Genomic DNA, 21,731 nt, shown 5'->3' on the forward strand with positions numbered 1-21,731 from the left:
GGCGCCGCTGGATCCATGCCAACCAAGGTTGGCGCATGCCAAGCCGGCGTCTCAGCGCAGCAGTGCAACCACCACGCACACCACCACGAGAGCCAATGCAGCCCATTGCATCGGCACAAAGAAGAAATGATGGGGTGCAGCCATACCCTTCTGCCGGGGCGCACGGTTGAGCCACAAACCCAGCAATACGTTCACCGCTGCGCCGATGCCTGCACCCAACAGAACCTGGGGCAGCGGCGTGTTGCCCCTGGAGCCTTCATGCGGAAAGAAGTACGCCAGCAGCAGGATGGCTGCAATCGGCGTCACCAGCGTCATGAATCCCCAACCTCGATAGATCATCTTTGCAGACCGCGTAAAAACCGGCTTGCATTGGACCAGATCGGGTATCGCTCGGCCAAGAAGACCGTGTATCCACGCATGGCGTGGATCTACTGGCCGCGCCGCCGTTGCAGCGGCGCGGCCGGTCGAACTCAGCGCAGCCCGGTCTCGTTGCGGGCGATCACCAGGCGCTGGATTTCCGAGGTGCCCTCGTAGATCTCGGTGATCTTGGCATCACGGAAGTAGCGCTCCAGCGGCATTTCCTTCGAGTATCCCATGCCGCCATGAATCTGCACGGCCTGATGGGTGATCCACATCGCCGCTTCCGAGGCCGTCAGCTTGGCCACCGCCGCTTCGGTGCTGAAGCGCTTGCACTGGCCCTTCACCCACGCCGCGCGCAGGGTCAGCAGCAGCGCTGCGTCCAGCTTGCACTTCATGTCGGCGATCTTGGCCTGGGTCATCTGGAAGGTACCAATGGCCGCGCCGAACGCCTTGCGCTCCTTCACGTACTCCAGGGTCGCTTCATAGGCGGCACGGGCGATGCCGATGGCCTGCGAGGCGATACCGATGCGGCCAGCATCGAGCACGCTCATGGCGATCTTGAAGCCCTCGCCTTCCTGGCCCAGCACGTCTTCAGCCTGCGCCACGTAGTCGTTGAACTCGATCTCGCAGGTGGCCGAGGCGCGGATGCCCAGCTTCGGCTCGGTCTTGCCGCGGCCGAAGCCGGCCTTGTCGGTGTCGATGAGGAAGGCGGTGATGCCGCGTGCGCCCTTGTCCGGCTCGCTCATCGCGAACAGCACGATGTACCTGGCCACCGGGCCGGAGGTGATCCAGCTCTTCTTGCCATTGATGACAAAGGTGCCGTCTGCCTGCTTCACCGCGCGGCAGCGCATGGCCGTGGCGTCGGAGCCGGACTGCGGCTCGGTCAGCGCAAACGCGCCGATGGCCTCGCCCTCGGCGATGGCACGCACGTAGGTCTGCTTCTGCTGCTCGGTACCGTGGGTGAGGATGCCATTGCAGAACAGCGAGTTGTTGACCGACATGATGGTCGAATGGGCCGCGTCGGCGGCGGCGACCTCCACCATCGCCAGCACGTACGCCACCGGGTCCATGCCCGCGCCACCGTATTCGGTCGGCACTTCGATGCCCATCAGGCCGTTCTCGCCCAGCAGGCGGATGTTGTCGAGCGGGAACTCGCCGGTACGGTCATGGTGCTCCGCGCTCGGGGCGATCTTCTCCTGCGCGATGCGCCGCGCAACGTCCTGCAGCATCAACTGCTCTTCGGTAAAGCTGAAATCCACAACACCCTCCCGGGTACATGAAGTTATGGGCTACATACGGCGCGCCCAGGTGCCCCGATTGTACCGGGGCCCGGCTGTTTCCGTACGCTGGCGACTTGACCGCGACGGGCCCTTTCAGCGAATATATCTCTATATCGCGATAGGTAGATATTTATGGATCTTGAAGACTGGTCGACCCGCCTGAAGGTGTTCGCCGATGCGACCCGCGTGCGCCTGCTGGCGCTGCTGGAGCAGGAGGAACTGACCGTGGCCGAACTGTCGGCGATCACCCGGCTGGCACAGCCGCGCGTCTCCACCCACCTGGCGCGCCTGAAGGAAGCCGGCCTGGTCCGCGACCGCCGTGCGGGCGTATCGGCCTATTACCGCTTCGACGAGGCCCAGCTGGACCCGGCGCAGCGTGCATTGTGGCATGCCTTGAGCAACGGAAGCGATGACCCGCTGCTGCGCCAGGACGCTGAACGCGTCGCTGCCGTGCTGGCCCACCGCGCCTCCGACCAGAACTGGGCCGACAGCGTGGCCGGCGACATGGAACGCCACTACTCCCCGGGGCGCACCTGGGAAGCCCTCGCCCGCACCGCGCTGCCGCTGCTGGAGACCGGCGACGTGCTGGACATCGCCTCTGGTGACGGCGTGCTGGCCGAACTGGTGGCCCCGCATGCCAAGCGCTACATCTGCATCGATACCAGCGCGCGCGTGGTTGCCGCCGCCAGCGAGCGCCTGCGCCGCCTGCCCAATGTGGAAGTGCGCGAGGGCGACATGCATGCGCTGCCGTTCAAGGACGGCAGCTTCGACCTGGTGGTGCTGATGCATGCGCTGACCTACGCCAGCAAACCGGCGCAGGCGGTGACCGAAGCCGCGCGCGTGCTGCGCTCCGGCGGCCGCCTGCTGCTGTGCAGCCTGGCCCGCCACGAGCACAAGGCGGCGGTCGAGGCCTACGGCCACGTCAACCTCGGCTTCAGCGACAAGGAGCTGCGCAGGTTCGTCGACAAGGCCGGCCTGCAGGTATCCAGCCTGGAGACGGTCACCCGCGAAAAGCGTCCGCCGCACTTCGAAGTGATTTCACTGATCGCCAACAAGCCCTGAGCCCGAGATCGCCATGCCTGCCCTGCCCTGGTTGCATCCTGATCGTGCCAACGCCCTGCTCGACGCCCTGCGCGAGCGGATCCTGATCATCGACGGCGCGATGGGCACCATGATCCAGCGCCATGGCCTGCAGGAAGACGACTACCGCGGCGAGCGCTTCGCCGGTGGCTACGATCATGTGCATGGCCCCGCTTGCGACCACGCCGTGCAGGAAGGGCATGACCTGAAGGGTAACAACGATCTGCTGCTGCTGACCCGGCCGCAGATCGTCGCCGAGATCCATACCGCCTACCTGGAAGCGGGCGCGGATCTGGTCGAGACCAACACGTTCAACGCCACGTCGGTCAGCCAGGCCGACTACCACCTCGAACACCTGGTGTACGAACTGAACAAGGCTGGCGCAGCGGTGGCACGCGCCTGCTGCGATACGGTAGCCGCAACCACACCAGGCAAGCCACGCTTCGTGATCGGGGTGATCGGCCCGACCAGCCGCACCGCCTCGATCAGTCCCGATGTCAACGATCCGGGCTTCCGCAACACCAGCTTCGACGAGCTTCGCGACACGTACCGCGAAGCCATTGACGGCCTGATCGACGGCGGCGCCGACACCATCATGGTCGAGACCATCTTCGACACGCTCAATGCCAAGGCCGCGCTGTATGCACTGGAGGAGGCCTTCGATGCACGCGGTGCAAGGTTGCCGGTGATGATCTCCGGCACCATCACTGATGCCTCGGGACGCACGCTGTCCGGGCAGACCGCCGAGGCCTTCCACGCGTCGCTCGCGCATGCGCGCCCATTGTCGATCGGCCTGAACTGCGCACTGGGTGCCGATGCGATGCGCCCGCACGTGGAAACCCTTTCGCAGGTCGCCGACTGCTACGTCAGCGCGCACCCCAACGCAGGCCTGCCCAATGCCTTCGGCGAGTACGACGAGACGCCCGAGGACATGGCCAGCACCCTGCGCGGTTTCGCCGAGGATGGCCTGTTGAACCTGGTCGGTGGCTGCTGTGGCTCCACCCCTGACCACATCCGCGCAATCGCCGAGGCCGTGGCCGGGCTGCCGCCGCGCGCCCTGCCCGGTGTCCAGGAGCAGGCCGCATGAATGTCGCCGCCACCGTTCCGCACTTCCCGCCCTATTGCTGTTGAGCCGACGCCTGCCATGACGCCTGTCCGCCCTACCCGCCTGTCCGGCCTGGAACCTCTGGTCATCACTCCGGACCTGCTGTTCATCAACGTCGGCGAACGCACCAACGTCACCGGCAGCGCGCAGTTCCGCAAGCTGGTCAAGGAAGGCCGCTACGAAGAAGCGGTGGACGTGGCCCGCCAGCAGGTGGCCAGCGGTGCGCAGATCCTCGACGTCAACATGGACGAGGGCCTGATCGATTCGGAAGCGGCGATGACCCGCTACCTCAACCTGATCATGTCCGAGCCGGACATCGCCCGTATTCCGGTGATGGTCGACTCCTCCAAGTGGAGCGTGATCGAGGCCGGCCTGAAGTGCCTGCAGGGCAAGAGCGTGGTCAATTCGATCTCGCTGAAGGAAGGCGAGGCGCTGTTCCGCGAGCACGCACGCAAGGTCCTGCGCTATGGCGCGGCCGCGGTGGTGATGGCATTCGACGAAAGCGGCCAGGCTGACACCTGCGCACGCAAGGTCGAGATCTGCACCCGCGCCTACCGCATCCTGGTCGACGAGATCGGCTTCCCACCGCAGGACATCATCTTCGACCCGAACATCTTCGCCGTCGCCACCGGCATCGAAGAGCACGACAACTATGCGGTGGACTTCATCGAAGCCACCCGCATCATCAAGCAGACGCTGCCGCACTGCCATGTGTCCGGCGGTGTTTCCAACGTCTCGTTCTCGTTCCGCGGCAACGAAACGGTGCGCCAGGCCATCCACTCGGTGTTCCTGTACCACGCCATTGCCGCCGGCATGGACATGGGCATCGTCAACGCCGGCGCCATGCCGATCTACGACGAACTGGAACCGGAACTGCGCGAGCGCGTGGAGGATGTGATCCTCAACCGCCGCAGCGATGCCACCGAGCGCCTGCTGGAAATCGCCGAGCGCTACAAGGGCAAGAAGGGCGCGGCGAAGACCGAAGACCTCGCCTGGCGCGAGAAGCCGGTGGCGCAGCGCCTGGCGCACGCGCTGGTGCACGGCCTGGATGCCTTCGTGGAAGAAGACACCGAACTGGCCCGGCAGGCGTCCAGCCGCCCGCTGGACGTGATCGAAGGTCCGTTGATGGATGGCATGAACGTGGTCGGCGACCTGTTCGGCGCCGGCAAGATGTTCCTGCCGCAGGTGGTGAAATCCGCGCGCGTGATGAAGAAGGCCGTGGCCTACCTGCTGCCCTACATCGAGGCCGAGAAGGCGCGCAGTGGAGACACCGCCAAGAGCAACGGCAAGATCATCATGGCCACGGTGAAGGGGGATGTGCATGACATCGGCAAGAACATCGTCGGCGTAGTCCTGGCCTGCAACAACTTCGAGGTGGTCGACCTTGGCGTGATGGTGCCGGCGCAGAAGATCCTCGATGCCGCGCGCGAGCACAACGCCGACCTGATCGGCCTGTCCGGCCTGATCACTCCATCACTGGAAGAGATGAGCCACGTGGCCCGGGAGATGCAGCGCCAGGGCTTCGACCTGCCGCTGCTGATCGGTGGAGCGACCACCTCGCGCGCGCACACCGCGCTGAAGATCGACCCACATTACAAGGCGCCCACGGTGTGGGTGAAGGACGCCTCGCGCGCGGTCGGCGTCGCCCAGTCGCTGATCTCGCGTGACCTGCGCGAGGCCTTCGTAGCCGCCAACGAGGCCGACTATGCCGAGATCCGCGCGCGTCATCGCAACCGTGGCGATGCCAAGCGCCTGGTTTCGCTGGAACACGCGCGTGGGCAGAAATTCCAGGGCGGCTGGGACACCTACACGCCGCCGGCACCGAACCAGCCCGGCCTGCACGTATTTGACGACTACCCGCTGGCCGAACTGGTCGACTACATCGACTGGACGCCGTTCTTCCAGGCCTGGGAGCTGGCCGGCAAGTTTCCGGCCATCCTCACCGACGAGATCGTCGGCACCCAGGCCAGCGATCTGTACAGGGACGCCCGCGCGATGCTCGAGCGCATCGTCAATGAGAAATGGCTGACCGCCAAGGCCGTGTTCGGCCTGTGGCCGGCGAACAGCATCGGCGACGACGTGCGCGTGCAGCACCCGCAGGGCGAAACCACCCTGCACTTCCTGCGCCAGCAGGTGGACAAGCCGGCCGAGCGCCCGGATTTCTGCCTGGCCGATTTCATCGCCCCGGCCGACAGCGGCAAGCAGGATTGGATCGGCGCCTTCGCCGTCACTGCCGGCATCGGCATCGACGCGCACGTAGCGCGCCTCGAAGCCGACCACGATGACTACAACGCGATTCTGCTGAAGGCCCTCGCCGATCGCTTCGCCGAAGCGCTGGCCGAGCGCCTGCACCAGCGCGTGCGTACCGAATTCTGGGGCCATGAGCACGCCGAGACGCTGGACAACGAGGCGCTGATCGACGAGGAGTACCGTGGCATCCGCCCGGCACCGGGTTACCCCGCCTGCCCGGAGCACAGCGAAAAGCGACGCCTGTTCGACCTGCTGCAGGCCGAAGCCAACGCCAGCATGGAACTGACCGAGAGCTTCGCGATGCTGCCTACGGCGGCCGTTTCGGGCTACTACTTCAGCCATCCGCAGAGCCAGTACTTCGTGGTCGGCCGCCTCAGCCGCGAGCAGGTCAGCGACTACGCCCGCCGCAAGGGCGTGGACCGCGCCCAGGCCGAGCGCTGGCTGGCCTCCAACCTCGACTACGACCCCGAATGACACAAAAAGGGGACGGAGGGGATTAAGTCGTTTGTGCCTAAAACGACTTAATCCCCTCCGTCCCCTTTTCGCTTCATCATTGCGCTGGGCTTTGACGGTTTCTCGTCCGGTGTCGTTTGCCCTGGTCGGCGCACTGCTGTGCTTTTTCGCACCGAGCCTGCCACTGATCCGCGCACGCCGGAGCCGCTTCAAGGCCTGACGCCGGCGCGGTCCTACTGCTGCAGCAGTACCTGCTGCAGCGACGGCAGCAGCACACGGTTGCCATGCGCGCTGAGGTGATCGCCATCGAAGAACAACGGCCGGCCATCGCGCTGCGCCGGGCACAGCACGTCATCACACAGCACCGGCATCGGATCCCACAGCACACCCCCTGGCAGGCCATCGACCACCTGCTGCAGGCTGCCCAGCATCGGCGCACGCAGCGTTTCCATCGCCTCACGCGTGCTGTCCAGGCCGTTGCGGCAGACCTCGTTGCGTGAATTGAAGCGGTCAGAGCAGCGATACGGCGGCGCCGGCAGCACCGGTTTGGGCGCCTCCAGCACAATTCGCACACCGCGCTCGGCCAACGGTTTCCACTGGGTGATCGCCTCGGCCACTTCGGCCTCGCGTCCTGCAGTGGCTTCCGGGGTCAGCTCGCCCGCCAGCTGCGCCTGCGCATCGAACAATACGAACTGATCGGACAAGCGCGGTATCCGCAGCGACACCAGCACCACGGCATCACCTGGCTGCGCACGCTGCGTGACATCGGCGAGCATCGCTGCGTCGAAATCACTGCAACCGGCACCCGCGCCGCGCCACTTCTGCAGGCTCACCTGCGGGCATCCACCACGACCGTAGAGAATCACCTCCGAGCCACTCTCAAGCGCCAGCCGCTGCAGCAGCTCGATGTAGGCCATTGCATGCGAATCGCCAGCAACGAACACCTGCTTCGGCGCACCGGCAGGCACCGGCCGATCGCAGTCACCACGCGCATAGGTCCGCATGCTGCCACCTTCGAAGCGTCGCTTGGTGGTCACCAGGCTGCAGTCGGGATAGTCGCCTGCCACGCTCTTGCCGTTGGGATACCAGTCGCCGGGATGCCGACTGACCGTGCTCAGTGATATCCGCGGTGCCTGCAGGTACAGCAGCGTCTGGGTGCCGGCCGCGACCAGCAGCACAGCCGAACCTGCCAGCACCCAGCGACCCGGGCGCAGACGCTGCGCCAAGGGGCCCCGGAACGGTTGCTCCACCCAGCGCCACGACAACCACGACAGCAGCAGCACCAGCGCCATCGCAGCGCTCATCTGCAGGGGTGTCTGCAGGCCCACGGTCCAGCGCATCAGCACGAATACCGGCCAGTGCCACAGATACAGCGAGTACGACAGCAGGCCGATGGAGCGCATCGGCCTGCTGGCCAACAGGCGTGCCACCCAGGACCGGGGATGATGATGCAGCGCCCACAGCAGGCCTGCCGCAGCAAAGGTCGGCAGCAGGCCATCAGGCCACGGCGAACGTCCGGCCCGTGCGGTCCACAATGCCCAGCACAGCAAGGCCAGCGCCACCATCGCGAGCAGCGAGAACACGGGCGCAGCGCGCTTCAGTGCAATCGTCGTCACCGCATCCACTGGCTGGCGAACATGCAGCAGCTGGAACAGCAGTACGCCAACGCCCAGCTGCCACAGCCGCGTAGTGGTGGCGTAGAACGCCCACGATGGCGGCGCCTCGCGCAGGCCCAGCACCGCCGCATGCAGCAGCGACGCCGCGCTGACCACGGCAAACAGCCCAAGGCTGATCCAACGCCCGCGCGCGCCGCGCGCCCAGGCCAGGAACAGCAGCGGGAACAACAGGTAGAACTGTTCCTCCACGCCCAGCGACCAGGTATGGGTATAGGGATTGAATTCGGCCTTGGGCGCGAAATAATCGTTGCCGATCAGCGCCAGCACCCAGTTGCTGAAGCCGAAGAATGCCATCAGCCCGGTCTTGTCACTGGCCTCGCTGAGCCAGGACTCGGGAATGAACAGCACGCTGCCGACAGCGGTCAACAGCAGGCAGCTGATCAGCGCAGGTGCGATGCGGCGGATGCGGCGCGAATAGAAGCGCAGCATCGACTGCCACAGCGACAACGACGGCAGCCGGTGCACCGATGCGCTGACCACGAACCCGGAAATGACGAAGAACACGTCTACGCCGGTGAACCCGCCCGGCAACCAGGCCGGGTCCAGGTGGAACACGATGACGGCCAGCACGGCAATCGCGCGCAGGCCGTCAATGTGCGGCACGTAGCCGCGGCTTGGATCAGCGGTCATCCTTTCCCCCCAACCGCGGAGGCAGTGCCGTCCGCGGTGGTTGCGCCTTTACCAGACCAGGTCGTCCGGCACCTGGTACTGCGGATCCGCATACGGATCTTCCTCGGCCGGCGCATTCGGATCGACCTTCAGCGCCACCGAGGCGGCGAACACCGCCTCGGACTGTGCCAGCACGTCGGCCGTTACCAGCAGGTAGCGGCCATTGAGCTGGACCACACCCAGCTCACCGGCATTGAGCGCGGTCAGCTGTTCGGCAGTCACATAGATGCGCTTGATCTTGCCGCCATACGGGAAGTGGCGGGCGATGTCCGCTGCCTCGGCGTTGAGGCTCTTGTCCTTCAGCAGTTCTTCCAGCTTGGCCTTCGCCTCGCGGCGCACGCGTGCTTCTTCCTGCTTCAGGCGCTCGGTCTCGATGCGCTCTTCCTTCTCCCGCTGCGCCCGGATGGCATAGGCCTTGGCCAGATCCATCTCTTCGGTGCTGCGCGGCTTGCGCGGGCCCTGCTGGCCCTGGCCACCGCGCGCATGCCCGCCGGGCTTGCCCGCGCCATGGCCCTGCCCACGACGCTCACCGGGCTTGTGCTCGCCCTTGCCTGGGCCCTGCGGCTTTCCATTGCCGTTGCCGTTGCCACCCTTGCCCTGCGGGCGGCCATCACGGCGGGGGCCATCATTCTTGCGCTCGGGCTTGGGCGCGGGCTTGAAGCCCAGGCCCATCAGCTGGTCGCGGAGGGTATCGCTCATAGGATTCGGATCAGTAGTGCGGCGGCGGCGGTTCGCTCGCCGGATCGGAAGAATTCAGTGCGTTGCGGACCTTGCCCAGGTCTTCCAGCAGCACGCGCAGCACATCGGCGTTGCGCATGCCCTGCATGCGGGCATCAGCCAGCGCGTCGCTCAGCTCGGCCAGCGCCTGTTCCTGGAAGGACACGCGCATTTCCAGCTCGACCAGGCGCGCTTCCAGCGCCTGCTCGCGTTCAGTGGGCAGATCAGACATGCAACGAGCGCCCCCGGCCAATGCCGTAGTACGCAAGTCCTGCGGCTTCCACTTCGCCCGGCTCATACAGGTTGCGGCCGTCGAACACCGCCGCATCCTTCAGCTGCTCGCGCAGCTTCTGGAAGTCGGGGCTGCGGAACTGCTTCCACTCGGTCACCACCACCAGCGCGTCGGCACCCTGCAGCGCCTCATCGGCACTGTTGCAGAACACCAGGTCATCGCGTTCGCCGAAGATGCGCTGCGACTCGTGCATCGCCTCCGGATCGTAGGCACGCACCGTCGCACCGCCTTCCCACAGCTGCGCCAGCAGTCGACGGCTGGAGGCCTCACGCATGTCGTCGGTGTTCGGCTTGAAGGCCAGACCCCATACGGCGAAGGTCTTTCCACGCACGCCCTCGTCCTCGCCCTTGTCGTAATGACGCTGGATGAGGGCAAACAGATGGCCCTTCTGCGCATCGTTGACCGCTTCAACCGCATTGAGCAGCTTCGGCTCAAGGCCATACTGCTGGGCGGTACGGGCCAATGCCTGCACATCTTTGGGGAAGCACGAGCCGCCGTAACCGGCACCCGGATAGATGAAGTGCCAGCCGATGCGTGGATCCGAACCAATGCCCTGGCGGACCTGCTCGACATCGGCACCGACGCGTTCAGCGATGTTGGCGATTTCATTCATGAACGAAATCTTGGTCGCCAGCATCGCATTGGCGGCGTACTTGGTCAGTTCGGCCGAACGCACGTCCATTTCCACCACGCGGTCGTGGTTGCGGTTGAACGGCGCGTACAGGCGACGCATCACCGCCACCGACTCTTCGTTCGCCGCACCGATGATGATGCGGTCCGGGCGCATGCAGTCCGCAACCGCATCGCCTTCCTTCAGGAATTCCGGGTTGGACACCACGTCGAAGGCGATGTCCGCGCCACGCGCGGCCAGCTCTTCGGCAATGGCGGCACGCACCTTGTCGGCGGTGCCGACCGGCACCGTCGACTTGTTCACCACCACGGTCGGCACACTCATGTGCCGACCAATGGTTCGGGCTACGGCAAGCACGTATTGAAGATCGGCACTGCCATCCTCGTCCGGCGGCGTACCAACGGCGATGAACACCACCTGGCCGTGATCGATGGCGGCCGCGGCATCCGTGGTGAACGCCAGCCGCGCTGCGGCATGATTGGCCTTCACCATCGGCTCCAGGCCGGGTTCATAGATCGGGATGATGCCCTGGTTGAGGCCATCCACCTTGGCATGGTCGATATCGACACAGACCACCTGATGACCAACATCGGCCAGGCAGGTACCGGTCACCAGTCCAACGTAGCCGGTACCAAAAATCGCAACGCGCATATCCGTATTCGCTCCTGAATGACTTACGGCAGAACGCCCAGCAGCTCGACGTCGAACGTCAGAGTCGCGTTCGGGCCGATCGGGCCGCCCGGGGTGCCGTTCTCACCGTAGGCGAGTTCGCCCGGGATCCAGAAGCGGTACTTCGAACCGACCGGCATCAGCGCGACGCCTTCGGTCCAGCCCTTGATCACCTGGTCCAGGCCGAACTCGGCCGGCTGGCGGCCGTAGGAACTGTCGAACACGGTGCCGTTGAGCAGCTTGCCTTCGTAGTTCACGCGCACCTTGCTGCTCGGCAGCGGGCGCTCGCCGCTACCCGGGCGGATCACCTGGTACTGCAGGCCCGACGAGGTGGTCACCACGCCCGGCTGGGTCTTGTTCTTGGCCAGGAATGCGTTGCCTTCCGTGCGGTTGGTCTGCGCAGCCTGGGCGGCCTTGGCCTGCATTTCAGCCTGCTTGGCACCCATGAAGGCCTGGATGGTGGCGGTCGCGTCAGCTTCCGTCATCTTCGGCTGGCCCTTGGTCAGGCCGGTGCTGATTGCGTCAAACAACGAGGCGACATCGATATCGTCCTTCAGCTGCGCCAGCGACGGACCCACCGAGTAGGAGCCGATCATCTGCGACACCTTGACGCGGTCGACCTTCGGCGGCTGCGAGCCCGGTGCCACGCCCGGCACCTGCTGGCCGCTGCGGGCCATAACGACCTGGCGCAGGGCGGCATCGGTGGCCTTGGCCTGTTCCTGGGTGATCTGCGGCTGCAGGCCCTCGAACGAACGCTCAACGGCGGTGCGCAGGGCGGCCACATCGATCTCATCGGCGATCGGGGTGAACGACTTGGCGACATCAAGGCCGATGGCGTAGCCGAGCTTCTGCTTGGGGGAATTCAAGGTTGCGGTCTCCTTGGCGGCTGCGGGGGCAGCCGGTTGTTGCGACAGAGCGACACCCGAAGTGCCCATCGCCAGAATCAGAACCGACGCCGCGGCGCCGCGCATTCCCATCTTCATTCGCTGCATTCCTGGAAGTGTCTGGGCGCCGACGTCGGCGCGAAAAGAAACATTGTCGCACGCATGCCGTCGATGTCGAGGCATGCGTGCCGGATATCAATGCGTGGCGGCTGCCGCCAGCGCCTTGTCGATGGCCGCGGTCAGCTGCGGATCGTCCGGCGTCACCTTGCTGGCGAACTGGGCAATGACCTTGCCATCGCGGCCCACGAGGTACTTGTGGAAGTTCCAGGCCGGCGCAACGCCGGTCGCTGCGGTCAACCGCTGGTACAGCGGCGTGGCCTGCGTGCCGACCACATGCACCTTCTCGAACATCGGGAACTTGACGCCGTAGGTCAGGGTGCAGAAGTCCTGGATCTGCTTCTCGTCACCCGGTTCCTGGCCCTTGAAGTCATTGGAAGGAAAGCCCAGCACCGCAAAACCGCGACCTGCATAGCGCTTCTGCAGCGCCTCCAGCCCTTCGTACTGCGGCGTGTAGCCACACTTGCTGGCGGTGTTGACCACCAGCAGCACCTGCCCGTGATAGCGCTGCTGCAGATTCACCTGCTGCTTGCTGGCCAACGGCCGGTATTCCAGATCGAGCAGGTCGGCCGCCAGCGCACTGGCGGAACCGGCGGCGCCGGCCACCATCAGGGCCAGCAGGGACAGGCCGCGCAGGCGGCACGGGGAAACGGTCGGCAGGGGCATCAGAGGCGGTCCGCGGTAGCCATTCACAAGGCCCGGCCAGTGCTGGCCGGGAATCGGCCGAACTATAGCACCGGGCTCTGGAGCCCCTGATGGCACAGGTCCACCCCGGGCTTTGCGCGGCGTGGCGAATGTGCTGCCCGGGCGCCATCGAAGGCGCAGTGATGACATAGCATGGACATCACTGAATGGAAGGCCGCCCCGAAAAGCCCCTTGCAGAAGATTCATTTCCCTTTTAAATCAATCGACTAAAGGGATGTTTCAGCAATCTGACCACCCCTGCCATCAGTTGGGGACGGCAAGGGGTTGCACGTAGGCGTGCCGGTGTTATAGTTGCATACAACACCAGTCACCTGAGACAGGGGGAAGCCATGAACGTCCGGATCCGTCGCAACCTCACCGCACCCGCGGCCGTCGCTGTTTCGACCCTGCTCGTGCTGGCCTGGTGGGCCACGCCCACCGCCCCTGTTTCCGCCGCTGCTGAAAGTGCGCAGGACGCGACTCTCTCCCCCGCAGGGAACGCCCCCTCCTCCTCCCCCCCTCCCCCGCGTCGGCTGCACAGCGCGCTGTCCATGCCGTATTTCTCGTTCGCCCAGCCGCTGACCCCACGGAGCTGAATATGAGCGACATCCAGTGGAGCGACGGCGCTCCCATCTACCGTCAGTTGAAGGAGCGCGTGATCGCCATGATGCTCGACGGAATCCTCAAGCCGGGCGATGCCCTGCCTTCGGTGCGCCAGGTGGCCGCCGACTATCAACTCAACCCCATCACCGTTTCGCGCGCTTACCAGGAGCTGGCCGACGAAGGCCTGGTCGAGAAGCGCCGCGGCCTGGGCATGTTCATGACCGAGCAGGCGGCCACGCAGCTGCGCAGCAGCGAGCGCGACCGTTTCCTCAACGAAGAATGGCCGGCGGTTCTGGAGCGCATCCAGCGCCTGGGCCTGAGCCTCGACGAATTGCTGCCCCAGGGGAAAGTCTGATGAATAGCACTGCAAGTGAGTCGGTCATCACCGCCCGAGGCCTGCGCAAGGCCTACAAGACCACGGTCGCCCTCGACAACGCCAGTTTCAGCATTCCAAGCGGGCGCATCGTCGGCCTGATCGGGCCCAATGGCGCCGGCAAGACCACCGCGCTGAAGGCCATTCTTGGGCTGACCTCGGTGGAGGGTGAACTGAGCGTGCTCGGCCGCGACCCGCGACTGCACCGCGACGAACTGATGAACGACATCTGCTTCATCGCCGACGTCGCCGTGCTGCCGCGCTGGCTGAAGGTGCGCGAGGCGATCGATTTCGTGGCCGGCGTCCACCCGCGCTTCGACCGCGCCCGCTGCGAACGCTTCCTGGCCAACACCAAGCTGCAGCCGAAGCAGCGCGTGCGCGAGCTGTCCAAGGGCATGATCGTGCAGCTGCACCTGGCGCTGGTGATGGCCATCGATGCCCGCATCCTGGTGCTGGACGAGCCGACCCTCGGCCTGGACATCCTGTACCGCAAGGAGTTCTACCAGCGCCTGCTGGAAGACTACTTCGACGAACAGAAAACCATCATCGTCACCACCCACCAGGTGGAGGAGATCGAGCACATCCTCAGCGACGTGATGTTCATCCGCGATGGCCGCATCGTGCTCGACGCGGAAATGGACGACGTCGGCCAGCGCTATACCGAGCTGCTGGTCAATGCCGACCAGCTGGACACCGCGCGCGCCCTGAAGCCGATCGACGAGCGCAGCCTGGCGTTCGGCAAGACGGTGATGCTGTTCGATGGCGTGCCGCGCACCCAGCTTTCCTCTCTCGGCGAGACCCGCATCCCGGGCCTGGCCGACCTGTTCGTCGCCATCATGAAGGGGACCTACGCATGAATGCCATCAAGCACCCCATCAGCCCGATCGGCACCCTGCGCTGGCTGCTCAAGCGCGAGTACTGGGAGAACCGCGGCGGCTTCCTGTATGCCCCGTTGATCGCGGGCCTGATCTCACTGGTGATGAGCATCGCCGGCATTGCCTTCGGCCTGTTCGCGCTGAACCGTGCGGCACGCGACGGCGGCCTGCACATCGATGGCGAGAACGTGAACATCAACGGCCTGAACCTGGCCCTGCTCACCCGTGACATCAGTGCCAAGGACCTTGCTGATCTTGGCAACGGCCTGGACCTGACTCTGGTACTCAGTTCAAGCTGGCCGTTCGTGGTGCTGGCCTTCGTCGTGTTCTTCTACTGCCTGGGCGCCCTGTACGACGATCGCCGCGACCGCAGCATCCTGTTCTGGAAGTCGTTGCCGCTGTCGGACACGCAGACCGTGCTGTCCAAAGTGATCAGCGCACTGATCATGGCACCGTTGATCGCGGTCATCGCCGGCATCCTCACCATGTTTGGCTTCATGCTGATCATCAGCGCCGTCGCACTGCTGCACGGCGGCAGCCCGATGACCCTGATCTGGGGCCCGGCCAGCCCGCTGACCCTGGCCGCTGGGCACCTGGCCTGGATTCCGGTCTATGCCCTGTGGGCCCTGCCCACCGCCGGCTGGCTGTTGCTGTGCTCGGCATGGGCCAGGAGCAAGCCGTTCCTGTGGGCGGTAATGTTGCCGCTGTTTGCCGGCATCATTGTCAGCTCCACCAAGATGATGCCGCTGTTCGGCCTGACCACCGGCTGGTTCTGGCAGAACATCGTCGGCCGCCTGCTGCTGGGCGGCGTGCCCGGCATGGACCTGCTGTATCGCCTCGGCGCCGACGAAGCATCGCGCCGCGATCTGGACTCGGTCGTCAGCCTGATGTCCCCCGCCTCGCAGCTGAAGTCGCTGGCGATGCCGGAGCTGTGGATCGGCGCCGTCGTCGGTGCAGTGTTCATCTTCCTTGCCATCCGCCTGCGCAAGCGCGCCGGCGAGATCTGATCCCATCCATCCGGAGGCACCACCCATGCGTTCTTTGCTCGCCTGTTCTGCGTTGTTGCTGTTGCCGTTGTCGGCGCTGGCCGCCGATGCTCCGAACTGCAAGTTCACTGCCGCCCGCGCACTGAAGCTGGACGTGGCTGGTGCCAGGACGGTGGTGTTCGAGGTCAATCAGCATGACCTGAAGGTGGTCGCCAGCGCTGGCGGCGGCCAGCTGGACGGCCGCGCCTGCGCGTCCAGCCAGGAATGGCTGGACCAGCTGGTGCTGGAGCAGCGCAAGGTCGGCGACAAGCTGGTGGTGAGCCTGCGCCGCGACGGCCGCCAAAGCGGCATCAGCCTGGGCAACAGCTACGCCTGGCTGGATATCCGTGGCAGCGTGCCGGACAACATCCCGCTGCAGTTCAAGATCGGCTCGGGCGATGCCAGCGTGGAGAACGCACAGTCGCTGAGCGTGGACGTGGGTTCCGGTGATGCCGTGGTCCGCGGTACCCGCGGCAGCATCCACGCTGCAGTGGGTTCGGGCGACCTCAACATCGATGGCGGCAGCTCCCTGAATCTGCTGTCGCTGGGTTCCGGCGACGTCACCGTACGCAACATCAGCGGCGATGCCAGCACCGGTACCGTCGGCTCCGGTGACCTGAAGATCAGCGATGTGCGTGGCAACGCGCGGCTGGATACCGTGGGCTCGGGTGATATCGAGTTCAAGCGCGTGCAGGGCAGCGTTGAAGTGGGCGTGGTCGGCTCCGGCGGGGTCGATCTGGCCGACATCGGCGGCAATGTGCATGTCCGCAGCCACGGCTCGGGCGACATCAACGTCGACGGCGTGCGCGGCACCCTGACCGTCGACCACAGCGGCAGCGGTGACGTCGATCATCGCAACGTCAGCGGCCGGGTCACTCTGCCGCGCAGCAAGTAAACCCTCTTCCAGACACTACCAGGGGAACACCATGAACCTGTTGCGCCTGTTGCCCGCTGTGCTGCTGTCCCTGCCGCTGATCGCCTGCGGCGGCACGTCGTCAGCACCCGACAAGACCGTTGGCAAGAGTGTGGCCGAAGCCACAGGCGGCGTCGGCGAGACCGTCAGGAACGCGATGGACGATGCCCGCAAGGATATCGCCCAGGGCAACATCAAGATCTCGGCGGACAAGCAGCCGCGTGCGGAGATCACGCCGGATGGCCGCCTGCTGATCGCGGGCAAGGAGATCGCCGCCAACGATATCCAGCGCCGTCATCTGCAGGACTACCGCGGCCACGTGGTCGCCATCGCGATGGACGGCATGGATGTCGGCCTGGCCGGCGCCAAACTGGGTGCCAGTGCTGCCGGCGAAGCGCTGAAGGGCATTTTCAGCGGCGACAGCGAAGGTGTTGAAAAGCGCATCAATGCCGAAGCCGAGAAGATCGAAGCCCAGGCCAAGCGCATCTGCGACCGCCTTCCGGCGATGCTGGCCAGCCAGCAGGCGCTCGCACGTGAACTGCCGGCATTCAAGCCCTACGCGACCATGGACCAGAGCGACGTGGACGACTGCGGCAAGGACACCGTGGTCCAGCGCTAGGCCTGTGACAGATCAGCGCACCCGGCCGGCGGCGGCGTCCGGCTGCCGGCCGTAGTGCGCCGCCCGGCTTACAATGGCGGCCCCGGACGCCCCCGAACCGAATGTCATGAAGAAGTTGTTTCTGCTGTTGACCGCCCTGCTCTGCCTTGGCCTGGCCGGCTGTGACCAGGAGTACCGCAACCACCGCGCCGAGCGTGGCAAGCCCAAGATTTCCGTCAGCGAAGGCATGGTCACCGTGCGTCGCCCGCCCGCGCCGAACATCATCATCCTCGCCGACGGCACGATGAAGATGGACGAGATCCAGATTCCGCTGGACGACGGGCAGAAACAGATGCTGCAGACCATGTTCGGCAAACTGCAGGTGCTGCGCCAGAACACCCTGGTGGCCGCACCGGCCGATCCCAACATGCAGCCGGTGAAGATCCAGCCGCCGGAGGGCATGGACGTGATTCCGGCGGACCTGATCCAGCGCATCCCGGAGTTCAAGGATTACACCGACACCTTCGGCAACATCGTCGCCGACCGTCGCTGAAAAAAAACGCCGCCCAAAGGGCGGCGTTTCTGCTTTCTGTAGAGTCGAGCCACGCTCGACTCCGGAACAACAGTCGAGCATGGCTCGACTCTACAACCGGCCGATCAACCGCCGGCGCCGCCGCCACCGGCCTGGATGCCACCGGCGGTCAGCGCGGTCGGGTCCAGCAGGCGACGCAGCTCGGCCTCCTCCAGTCCACTGTCCTCCAGCGCCACATCCAGCACCGGGCGCTGTTCCTTGTACGCGCGCTTGGCGATCGCCGCCGCCTTCTCGTAGCCGATGATCGGGTTGAGGGCGGTAACCAGGATCGGGTTGCGCGCCAGCGCCTCGGCAACGCGGTCCTCGCGCACCTTCAGCCCGGCAATCGCACTGTCGGCCAGCAGGGTGGACACGTTGGCCAGCAGGCCGATGCCATCGAGCAGGTTCACTGCGATCAGCGGCAGGGTGACGTTGAGCTGGAAGTTGCCGGTCTGCCCGGCCACGGTGATCGCAGTGTGGTGACCGATCACCTGTGCACAGGCCATCACCGTCGCTTCCGGAATCACAGGGTTGACCTTGCCCGGCATGATCGAGCTGCCCGGCTGCAGCGCCGGCAGTTCGATCTCGCCCAGCCCGGCCAGCGGACCGGCGTTCATCCAACGCAGGTCGTTGGCGATCTTGATCAGCGCCACCGCCAGCGCATTGAGCTGACCGGAAAGCTCCACCGCGTCGTCCTGTGCGGCCAGGCCTTCGAACTTGTTCTCGGCACTGTCGAACTTGAAACCGGTCTGCTGCTTCAGTGCCTTGGCCACCTGTGCACCGAAGCGCGGATCGGCATTGATGCCGGTGCCGATGGCGGTGCCACCCAGCGGCAGCCGGCGCACGCGCTTGAGGCTGTCTTCGATACGCTCCTGCGCCGACGCCAGCTGCGCCGACCACGCGCCGAATTCCTGCTCGAAGGTCAGCGGCATCGCATCCATCAGGTGGGTGCGGCCGGTCTTGACCACCTTGCGCAGGCTGCGGCCCTTCTTGTCCAGGGTCTTGCGCAGGTGCACCAGCGCCGGCAGCAGCTGCTCATGCGTCGCCAACACCGCCGACACCCGCAACGCGGTCGGAATCACGTCGTTGGAGCTCTGCCCCTGGTTGACGTGGTCATTGGGGTGCACACTGGTCTTGCCCGCCTTGCCGGCACGGTTGGCCAAGGTGGCGATGACCTCATTGGCATTCATGTTCGACGACGTGCCAGAACCCGTCTGGTAGACATCGATCGGGAACTGCGCGTCCCAGTTGCCGGCGGCCACTTCGGCGGCAGCGGTCTGGATGGCCTTGGCCACGTTCTTCGGCAGGTGGCCCAGTTCTGCGTTGACGCCCGCGGCGGCGCCCTTGACCAGGCCCAGGGCACGGATGAAACCGCGCGGCATGCGCTGGCCCGACACCGGGAAGTTCTGCACGGCACGCTGGGTCTGGGCGCCCCACAGGGCGTCCGCAGGCACCTGCAGCTCGCCCATGCTGTCGTGTTCGATTCTGAAACCCTTGCTTGCAGCTTTGCTCATTGCATCAACTCCGCACTACTTCAGTTGGGGAAAGGGAAGCGGCGGCTGGCAGGGTGTCGCTTCCCGGGCTGGCGGCTGCGCCAACGATACTCCCTTGCCCGCAGCGTGGGATGACGAGGGCGGGCCAGATCGTTTCATCCGCAGGGCCGATCTGCACGCGCAAGGGGTAGTGCCGGCCGCTGGCCAGCAATCCATGGAATCGTGGGCCGGGCGTGGTTGCCGGCCAGCGGCCGGCACTACCTCACCGGCACGTCGTAGAATATGGCCCCCGCCGCTCGCCCCAGCCCTGCCGACATGTCCGATTCCGCCCTGCTCGCCCTGTCCCCGCTCGATGGCCGCTATGCCGGCAAGGTCGACGCCCTGCGCCCGATCTTCTCCGAGTACGGCCTGATCAAGGCCCGCATCACGGTCGAAGTGGAGTGGTTGCTGGCCCTGGCCGCCGAGCCGGGCATCGTCGAACTGGCCCCGTTCTCCGACGCCGCCATCGCGCGTCTGCGTGCCCTGGCCGCCAGCTTCAGCCCGGTCCAGGCCGCGCGCGTGAAGGAGATCGAGCGCACCACCAACCATGACGTCAAGGCGGTGGAGTACTTCATCAAGGAACAGCTGAAGGACGACGCCGAGCTGGCCCCGGCGCTGGAATTCGTGCATTTCGCCTGCACCAGCGAAGACATCAACAACCTCAGCTACGGCCTGATGCTGGAACAGGCGCGCCGCGAGGTGGTGCTGCCGACGCTGGATGGCATCGCCACCTCCCTGCGCAGCCTGGCCCACGCCCAGGCCGGCCAGCCGATGCTGTCGCGCACCCACGGCCAGACCGCCTCGCCGACCACCCTCGGCAAGGAGCTGGCCAACGTGGTCGCCCGCCTGGAACGCCAGCGCAAGCAGATTGCCGCGGTCGAACTGACCGGCAAGATCAATGGCGCGGTGGGCAACTACAACGCCCACATCGCCAGCTACCCGGACGTGGACTGGCCGGCCTTCGCCGAGCGCTTCGTGACCAGCCTGGGCCTGGTGTTCAACCCGTACACCACGCAGATCGAGCCGCACGACAACATCGCCGAAATCGGCGATGCCGCGCGCCGCGCCAACATCATCCTGATCGACCTGGCCCGCGACATCTGGGGCTATGTTTCGCTGGGCTACTTCAAGCAGCGCCTGAAGGAAGGCGAAGTCGGCTCGTCGACGATGCCGCACAAGGTCAACCCGATCGATTTCGAGAATGCGGAAGGCAACTTCGGCATTGCCAATGCGCTGTTCGAGCACTTCAGCGCGAAGCTGCCGATCAGCCGCTGGCAGCGTGACCTGACCGACTCCACCGTGCTGCGTGCACTGGGTACCGCGTTCGGCCACAGCCAGGTGGCGCTGGATTCGCTGGCCAAGGGCCTGGGCAAGCTGGAAGTGAACCCGCAGCGCCTGGATGCCGATCTGGATGCGGCCTGGGAAGTGCTGGCCGAGGCCGTGCAGACGGTGATGCGTCGCCACGGCCTGCCGAACCCGTACGAACAGCTGAAGGCGCTGACCCGCGGCCAGGGCATCACCGCCGAGTCGATGCGGGCGTTCGTGCAGGGGCTGGAGCTGCCGGCGGATGCGAAGCAGCGCCTGCTGGAGATGACCCCGGGTAGCTACACCGGCCTGGCCGAGTCGCTGGCGAAGAAGATTTAAGGAGTTTCCTTTGCGGCGGCGGCCGCGGGCGCTGCCTGCGGCAGGCAACAGCAACAGCAACATCAACGTCAATAGCGGCTCTGGGTTTTTGCCGTGCTTGGCGGGGCGGGTTGGATTCGCGGGACACGCCGTGAACCCGTCCTTGGGGGCTCGATGGCGCCATCCATGGCGCCAACGGTCCCGCGAACCCAACCCGCCCCACCTCTGACAGATTCCCGGTGACGGATCGAAGAGCATTGGGTTGTCGGGACGGAATTTGAAAGAGGGACGCGGCTTCGCCGCGTCCCTCTGTTGTTTTTGGCTGATTGTAGAGCCGAGCCCATGCTCGGCTGCTTGTTCCAACAGCAAGCCGAGCATGGGCTCGGCTCTACAGGAGCATGAGCAAGCGCAGCGCGCGACCCGCTTTTGCCTTTGATCTTCTTCTTCCATTCCGTGGCGGGCCGCGCAGGAAACTGTCAGGGGCCGGGCGGGTGGGCCATGCAGGGGCGTTGGCGCCATGGATGGCGCCATCGAGCTTACAAGGACGTACTTGCAGCGTCCCCTGCATGGCCCACCCGCCCGGCCAAGCGCGGCTTTTGATTCTGAACCACCCCGCCACGAGGGGCTCCGCCGTTGGCCGGACACCCCGCGACAAACCCGCGCACGTGCGCAATCCCGGCGAACGGCGGACAATGGAGATCTCAGGCGGCCCGCCGCGCCGCCCCTCCCGCTTTCCGCTGCAAGGATTCCC

General features: G+C 65.6%; 20 protein-coding genes. 11 read left to right on the forward strand and 9 right to left on the reverse strand.

Features of this window, described 5'->3' with window-relative positions; all coding sequences use genetic code 11:
• Positions 1-51: 51 nt before the first annotated feature.
• Positions 52-315: a hypothetical protein gene (locus ACZK45_RS13745; RefSeq protein ID WP_080355173.1), complete on the reverse strand. Its 264-nt coding sequence runs from the start codon at positions 313-315 to the stop codon at positions 52-54.
• Between the two features lie 155 nt (positions 316-470).
• Positions 471-1,619: an acyl-CoA dehydrogenase family protein gene (locus ACZK45_RS13750; RefSeq protein WP_180837517.1), complete on the reverse strand. Its 1,149-nt coding sequence runs from the start codon at positions 1,617-1,619 to the stop codon at positions 471-473.
• 153 nt (positions 1,620-1,772) lie between these two features.
• On the opposite strand from ACZK45_RS13750, the gene ACZK45_RS13755 reads away from it, so the two are divergent.
• From ACZK45_RS13755 to metH, 3 genes are read left to right on the forward strand one after another with little or no spacing between them, the layout of a single operon-like run.
• Positions 1,773-2,702 (forward strand): ArsR/SmtB family transcription factor, encoded by a 930-nt coding sequence (locus tag ACZK45_RS13755; protein ID WP_032127664.1) that lies wholly within the window; start codon positions 1,773-1,775, stop codon positions 2,700-2,702.
• 13 nt (positions 2,703-2,715) lie between these two features.
• Positions 2,716-3,807 (forward strand): homocysteine S-methyltransferase family protein, encoded by a 1,092-nt coding sequence (locus ACZK45_RS13760; RefSeq protein WP_219630851.1) that lies wholly within the window; start codon positions 2,716-2,718, stop codon positions 3,805-3,807.
• 57 nt (positions 3,808-3,864) lie between these two features.
• Complete coding sequence (gene metH, locus ACZK45_RS13765) at positions 3,865-6,549, forward strand: methionine synthase (protein ID WP_219630850.1); 2,685 nt, start codon at positions 3,865-3,867, stop codon at positions 6,547-6,549.
• Positions 6,550-6,761: 212 nt separating this feature from the next.
• Here metH and ACZK45_RS13770 read toward each other — a convergent pair whose 3' ends face one another.
• The 6 genes from ACZK45_RS13770 to ACZK45_RS13795 all read right to left on the reverse strand — a co-directional run bounded on the left by ACZK45_RS13770 (position 6,762) and on the right by ACZK45_RS13795 (position 12,849).
• On the reverse strand, positions 6,762-8,834 hold the full coding sequence (locus tag ACZK45_RS13770; protein ID WP_293792717.1) for an acyltransferase family protein: 2,073 nt from the start codon (positions 8,832-8,834) through the stop codon (positions 6,762-6,764).
• 48 nt (positions 8,835-8,882) lie between these two features.
• On the reverse strand, positions 8,883-9,572 hold the full coding sequence (locus ACZK45_RS13775; protein ID WP_180837515.1) for a DUF2058 domain-containing protein: 690 nt from the start codon (positions 9,570-9,572) through the stop codon (positions 8,883-8,885).
• Between the two features lie 10 nt (positions 9,573-9,582).
• Positions 9,583-9,822, reverse strand: coding sequence for a SlyX family protein (locus ACZK45_RS13780; RefSeq protein WP_019660397.1), 240 nt, complete (start codon positions 9,820-9,822; stop codon positions 9,583-9,585).
• Positions 9,815-11,164, reverse strand: coding sequence for a UDP-glucose dehydrogenase family protein (locus ACZK45_RS13785; protein WP_478444836.1), 1,350 nt, complete (start codon positions 11,162-11,164; stop codon positions 9,815-9,817). The genes ACZK45_RS13780 and ACZK45_RS13785 overlap by 8 nt, the downstream gene beginning before the upstream one ends.
• A 23-nt stretch (positions 11,165-11,187) precedes the next feature.
• On the reverse strand, positions 11,188-12,165 hold the full coding sequence (locus ACZK45_RS13790; RefSeq protein WP_019337358.1) for an FKBP-type peptidyl-prolyl cis-trans isomerase N-terminal domain-containing protein: 978 nt from the start codon (positions 12,163-12,165) through the stop codon (positions 11,188-11,190).
• Between the two features lie 96 nt (positions 12,166-12,261).
• Positions 12,262-12,849: a glutathione peroxidase gene (locus ACZK45_RS13795; RefSeq protein WP_019337359.1), complete on the reverse strand. Its 588-nt coding sequence runs from the start codon at positions 12,847-12,849 to the stop codon at positions 12,262-12,264.
• A 368-nt stretch (positions 12,850-13,217) separates the two neighbouring features.
• Here ACZK45_RS13795 and ACZK45_RS13800 point away from each other — a divergent pair, with 368 nt between their 5' ends.
• The 7 genes from ACZK45_RS13800 (at position 13,218) to ACZK45_RS13830 (ending at position 17,807) form a co-directional block, all read left to right on the forward strand.
• Positions 13,218-13,463 (forward strand): hypothetical protein, encoded by a 246-nt coding sequence (locus ACZK45_RS13800; protein ID WP_080355172.1) that lies wholly within the window; start codon positions 13,218-13,220, stop codon positions 13,461-13,463.
• A 2-nt stretch (positions 13,464-13,465) separates the two neighbouring features.
• Positions 13,466-13,825, forward strand: a complete 360-nt coding sequence (locus ACZK45_RS13805; protein ID WP_006453095.1) for a GntR family transcriptional regulator — start codon at positions 13,466-13,468, stop codon at positions 13,823-13,825.
• Entirely contained in the window at positions 13,825-14,700 is an 876-nt protein-coding gene (locus tag ACZK45_RS13810; RefSeq protein ID WP_032130455.1) for an ABC transporter ATP-binding protein, read from the forward strand. Before ACZK45_RS13805 ends, ACZK45_RS13810 begins: the two co-directional genes overlap by 1 nt.
• On the forward strand, positions 14,697-15,725 hold the full coding sequence (locus tag ACZK45_RS13815) for an ABC-2 transporter permease (protein WP_125892125.1): 1,029 nt from the start codon (positions 14,697-14,699) through the stop codon (positions 15,723-15,725). The genes ACZK45_RS13810 and ACZK45_RS13815 overlap by 4 nt, the downstream gene beginning before the upstream one ends.
• A 25-nt stretch (positions 15,726-15,750) precedes the next feature.
• Positions 15,751-16,638 (forward strand): DUF4097 family beta strand repeat-containing protein, encoded by an 888-nt coding sequence (locus ACZK45_RS13820; RefSeq protein WP_125892127.1) that lies wholly within the window; start codon positions 15,751-15,753, stop codon positions 16,636-16,638.
• A gap of 31 nt (positions 16,639-16,669) precedes the next feature.
• Positions 16,670-17,275, forward strand: coding sequence for a YggN family protein (locus ACZK45_RS13825; protein WP_164081210.1), 606 nt, complete (start codon positions 16,670-16,672; stop codon positions 17,273-17,275).
• A 106-nt stretch (positions 17,276-17,381) separates the two neighbouring features.
• Positions 17,382-17,807, forward strand: a complete 426-nt coding sequence (locus ACZK45_RS13830) for a hypothetical protein (protein ID WP_125892130.1) — start codon at positions 17,382-17,384, stop codon at positions 17,805-17,807.
• A 104-nt stretch (positions 17,808-17,911) separates the two neighbouring features.
• On the opposite strand, the gene ACZK45_RS13835 is transcribed toward ACZK45_RS13830, so the two are convergent.
• Positions 17,912-19,339: a class II fumarate hydratase gene (locus ACZK45_RS13835; protein ID WP_049462122.1), complete on the reverse strand. Its 1,428-nt coding sequence runs from the start codon at positions 19,337-19,339 to the stop codon at positions 17,912-17,914.
• Between the two features lie 294 nt (positions 19,340-19,633).
• Between ACZK45_RS13835 and purB the strand changes: the two genes are divergently transcribed.
• The gene (gene purB, locus ACZK45_RS13840; protein ID WP_125892132.1) at positions 19,634-21,001 is read left to right on the forward strand and encodes an adenylosuccinate lyase; all 1,368 of its coding nucleotides are present in this window, start codon (positions 19,634-19,636) and stop codon (positions 20,999-21,001) included.
• The last annotated feature ends 730 nt before the right edge of the window (positions 21,002-21,731 follow it).

This window comes from Stenotrophomonas sp. 63632_Sma (assembly GCF_056482875.1).

What these genes read in the sequence shown, in the direction of transcription:
- ACZK45_RS13810 (WP_032130455.1), top strand. Translation starts at nt 13,825, where the DNA reads ATGAATAGCACTGCAAGTGAGTCGGTCATCACCGCCCGAGGCCTGCGC.
- ACZK45_RS13830 (WP_125892130.1), top strand. Translation starts at nt 17,382, where the DNA reads ATGAAGAAGTTGTTTCTGCTGTTGACCGCCCTGCTCTGCCTTGGCCTG.
- ACZK45_RS13805 (WP_006453095.1), top strand. Translation starts at nt 13,466, where the DNA reads ATGAGCGACATCCAGTGGAGCGACGGCGCTCCCATCTACCGTCAGTTG.
- ACZK45_RS13820 (WP_125892127.1), top strand. Translation starts at nt 15,751, where the DNA reads ATGCGTTCTTTGCTCGCCTGTTCTGCGTTGTTGCTGTTGCCGTTGTCG.
- ACZK45_RS13815 (WP_125892125.1), top strand. Translation starts at nt 14,697, where the DNA reads ATGAATGCCATCAAGCACCCCATCAGCCCGATCGGCACCCTGCGCTGG.
- ACZK45_RS13785 (WP_478444836.1), bottom strand. Translation starts at nt 11,164, where the DNA reads ATGCGCGTTGCGATTTTTGGTACCGGCTACGTTGGACTGGTGACCGGT.
- ACZK45_RS13755 (WP_032127664.1), top strand. Translation starts at nt 1,773, where the DNA reads ATGGATCTTGAAGACTGGTCGACCCGCCTGAAGGTGTTCGCCGATGCG.
- ACZK45_RS13780 (WP_019660397.1), bottom strand. Translation starts at nt 9,822, where the DNA reads ATGTCTGATCTGCCCACTGAACGCGAGCAGGCGCTGGAAGCGCGCCTG.
- ACZK45_RS13770 (WP_293792717.1), bottom strand. Translation starts at nt 8,834, where the DNA reads ATGACCGCTGATCCAAGCCGCGGCTACGTGCCGCACATTGACGGCCTG.
- purB (WP_125892132.1), top strand. Translation starts at nt 19,634, where the DNA reads ATGTCCGATTCCGCCCTGCTCGCCCTGTCCCCGCTCGATGGCCGCTAT.
- ACZK45_RS13825 (WP_164081210.1), top strand. Translation starts at nt 16,670, where the DNA reads ATGAACCTGTTGCGCCTGTTGCCCGCTGTGCTGCTGTCCCTGCCGCTG.
- ACZK45_RS13795 (WP_019337359.1), bottom strand. Translation starts at nt 12,849, where the DNA reads ATGCCCCTGCCGACCGTTTCCCCGTGCCGCCTGCGCGGCCTGTCCCTG.
- ACZK45_RS13745 (WP_080355173.1), bottom strand. Translation starts at nt 315, where the DNA reads ATGACGCTGGTGACGCCGATTGCAGCCATCCTGCTGCTGGCGTACTTC.
- ACZK45_RS13835 (WP_049462122.1), bottom strand. Translation starts at nt 19,339, where the DNA reads ATGAGCAAAGCTGCAAGCAAGGGTTTCAGAATCGAACACGACAGCATG.
- ACZK45_RS13800 (WP_080355172.1), top strand. Translation starts at nt 13,218, where the DNA reads ATGAACGTCCGGATCCGTCGCAACCTCACCGCACCCGCGGCCGTCGCT.
- ACZK45_RS13790 (WP_019337358.1), bottom strand. Translation starts at nt 12,165, where the DNA reads ATGAAGATGGGAATGCGCGGCGCCGCGGCGTCGGTTCTGATTCTGGCG.
- ACZK45_RS13760 (WP_219630851.1), top strand. Translation starts at nt 2,716, where the DNA reads ATGCCTGCCCTGCCCTGGTTGCATCCTGATCGTGCCAACGCCCTGCTC.
- metH (WP_219630850.1), top strand. Translation starts at nt 3,865, where the DNA reads ATGACGCCTGTCCGCCCTACCCGCCTGTCCGGCCTGGAACCTCTGGTC.
- ACZK45_RS13775 (WP_180837515.1), bottom strand. Translation starts at nt 9,572, where the DNA reads ATGAGCGATACCCTCCGCGACCAGCTGATGGGCCTGGGCTTCAAGCCC.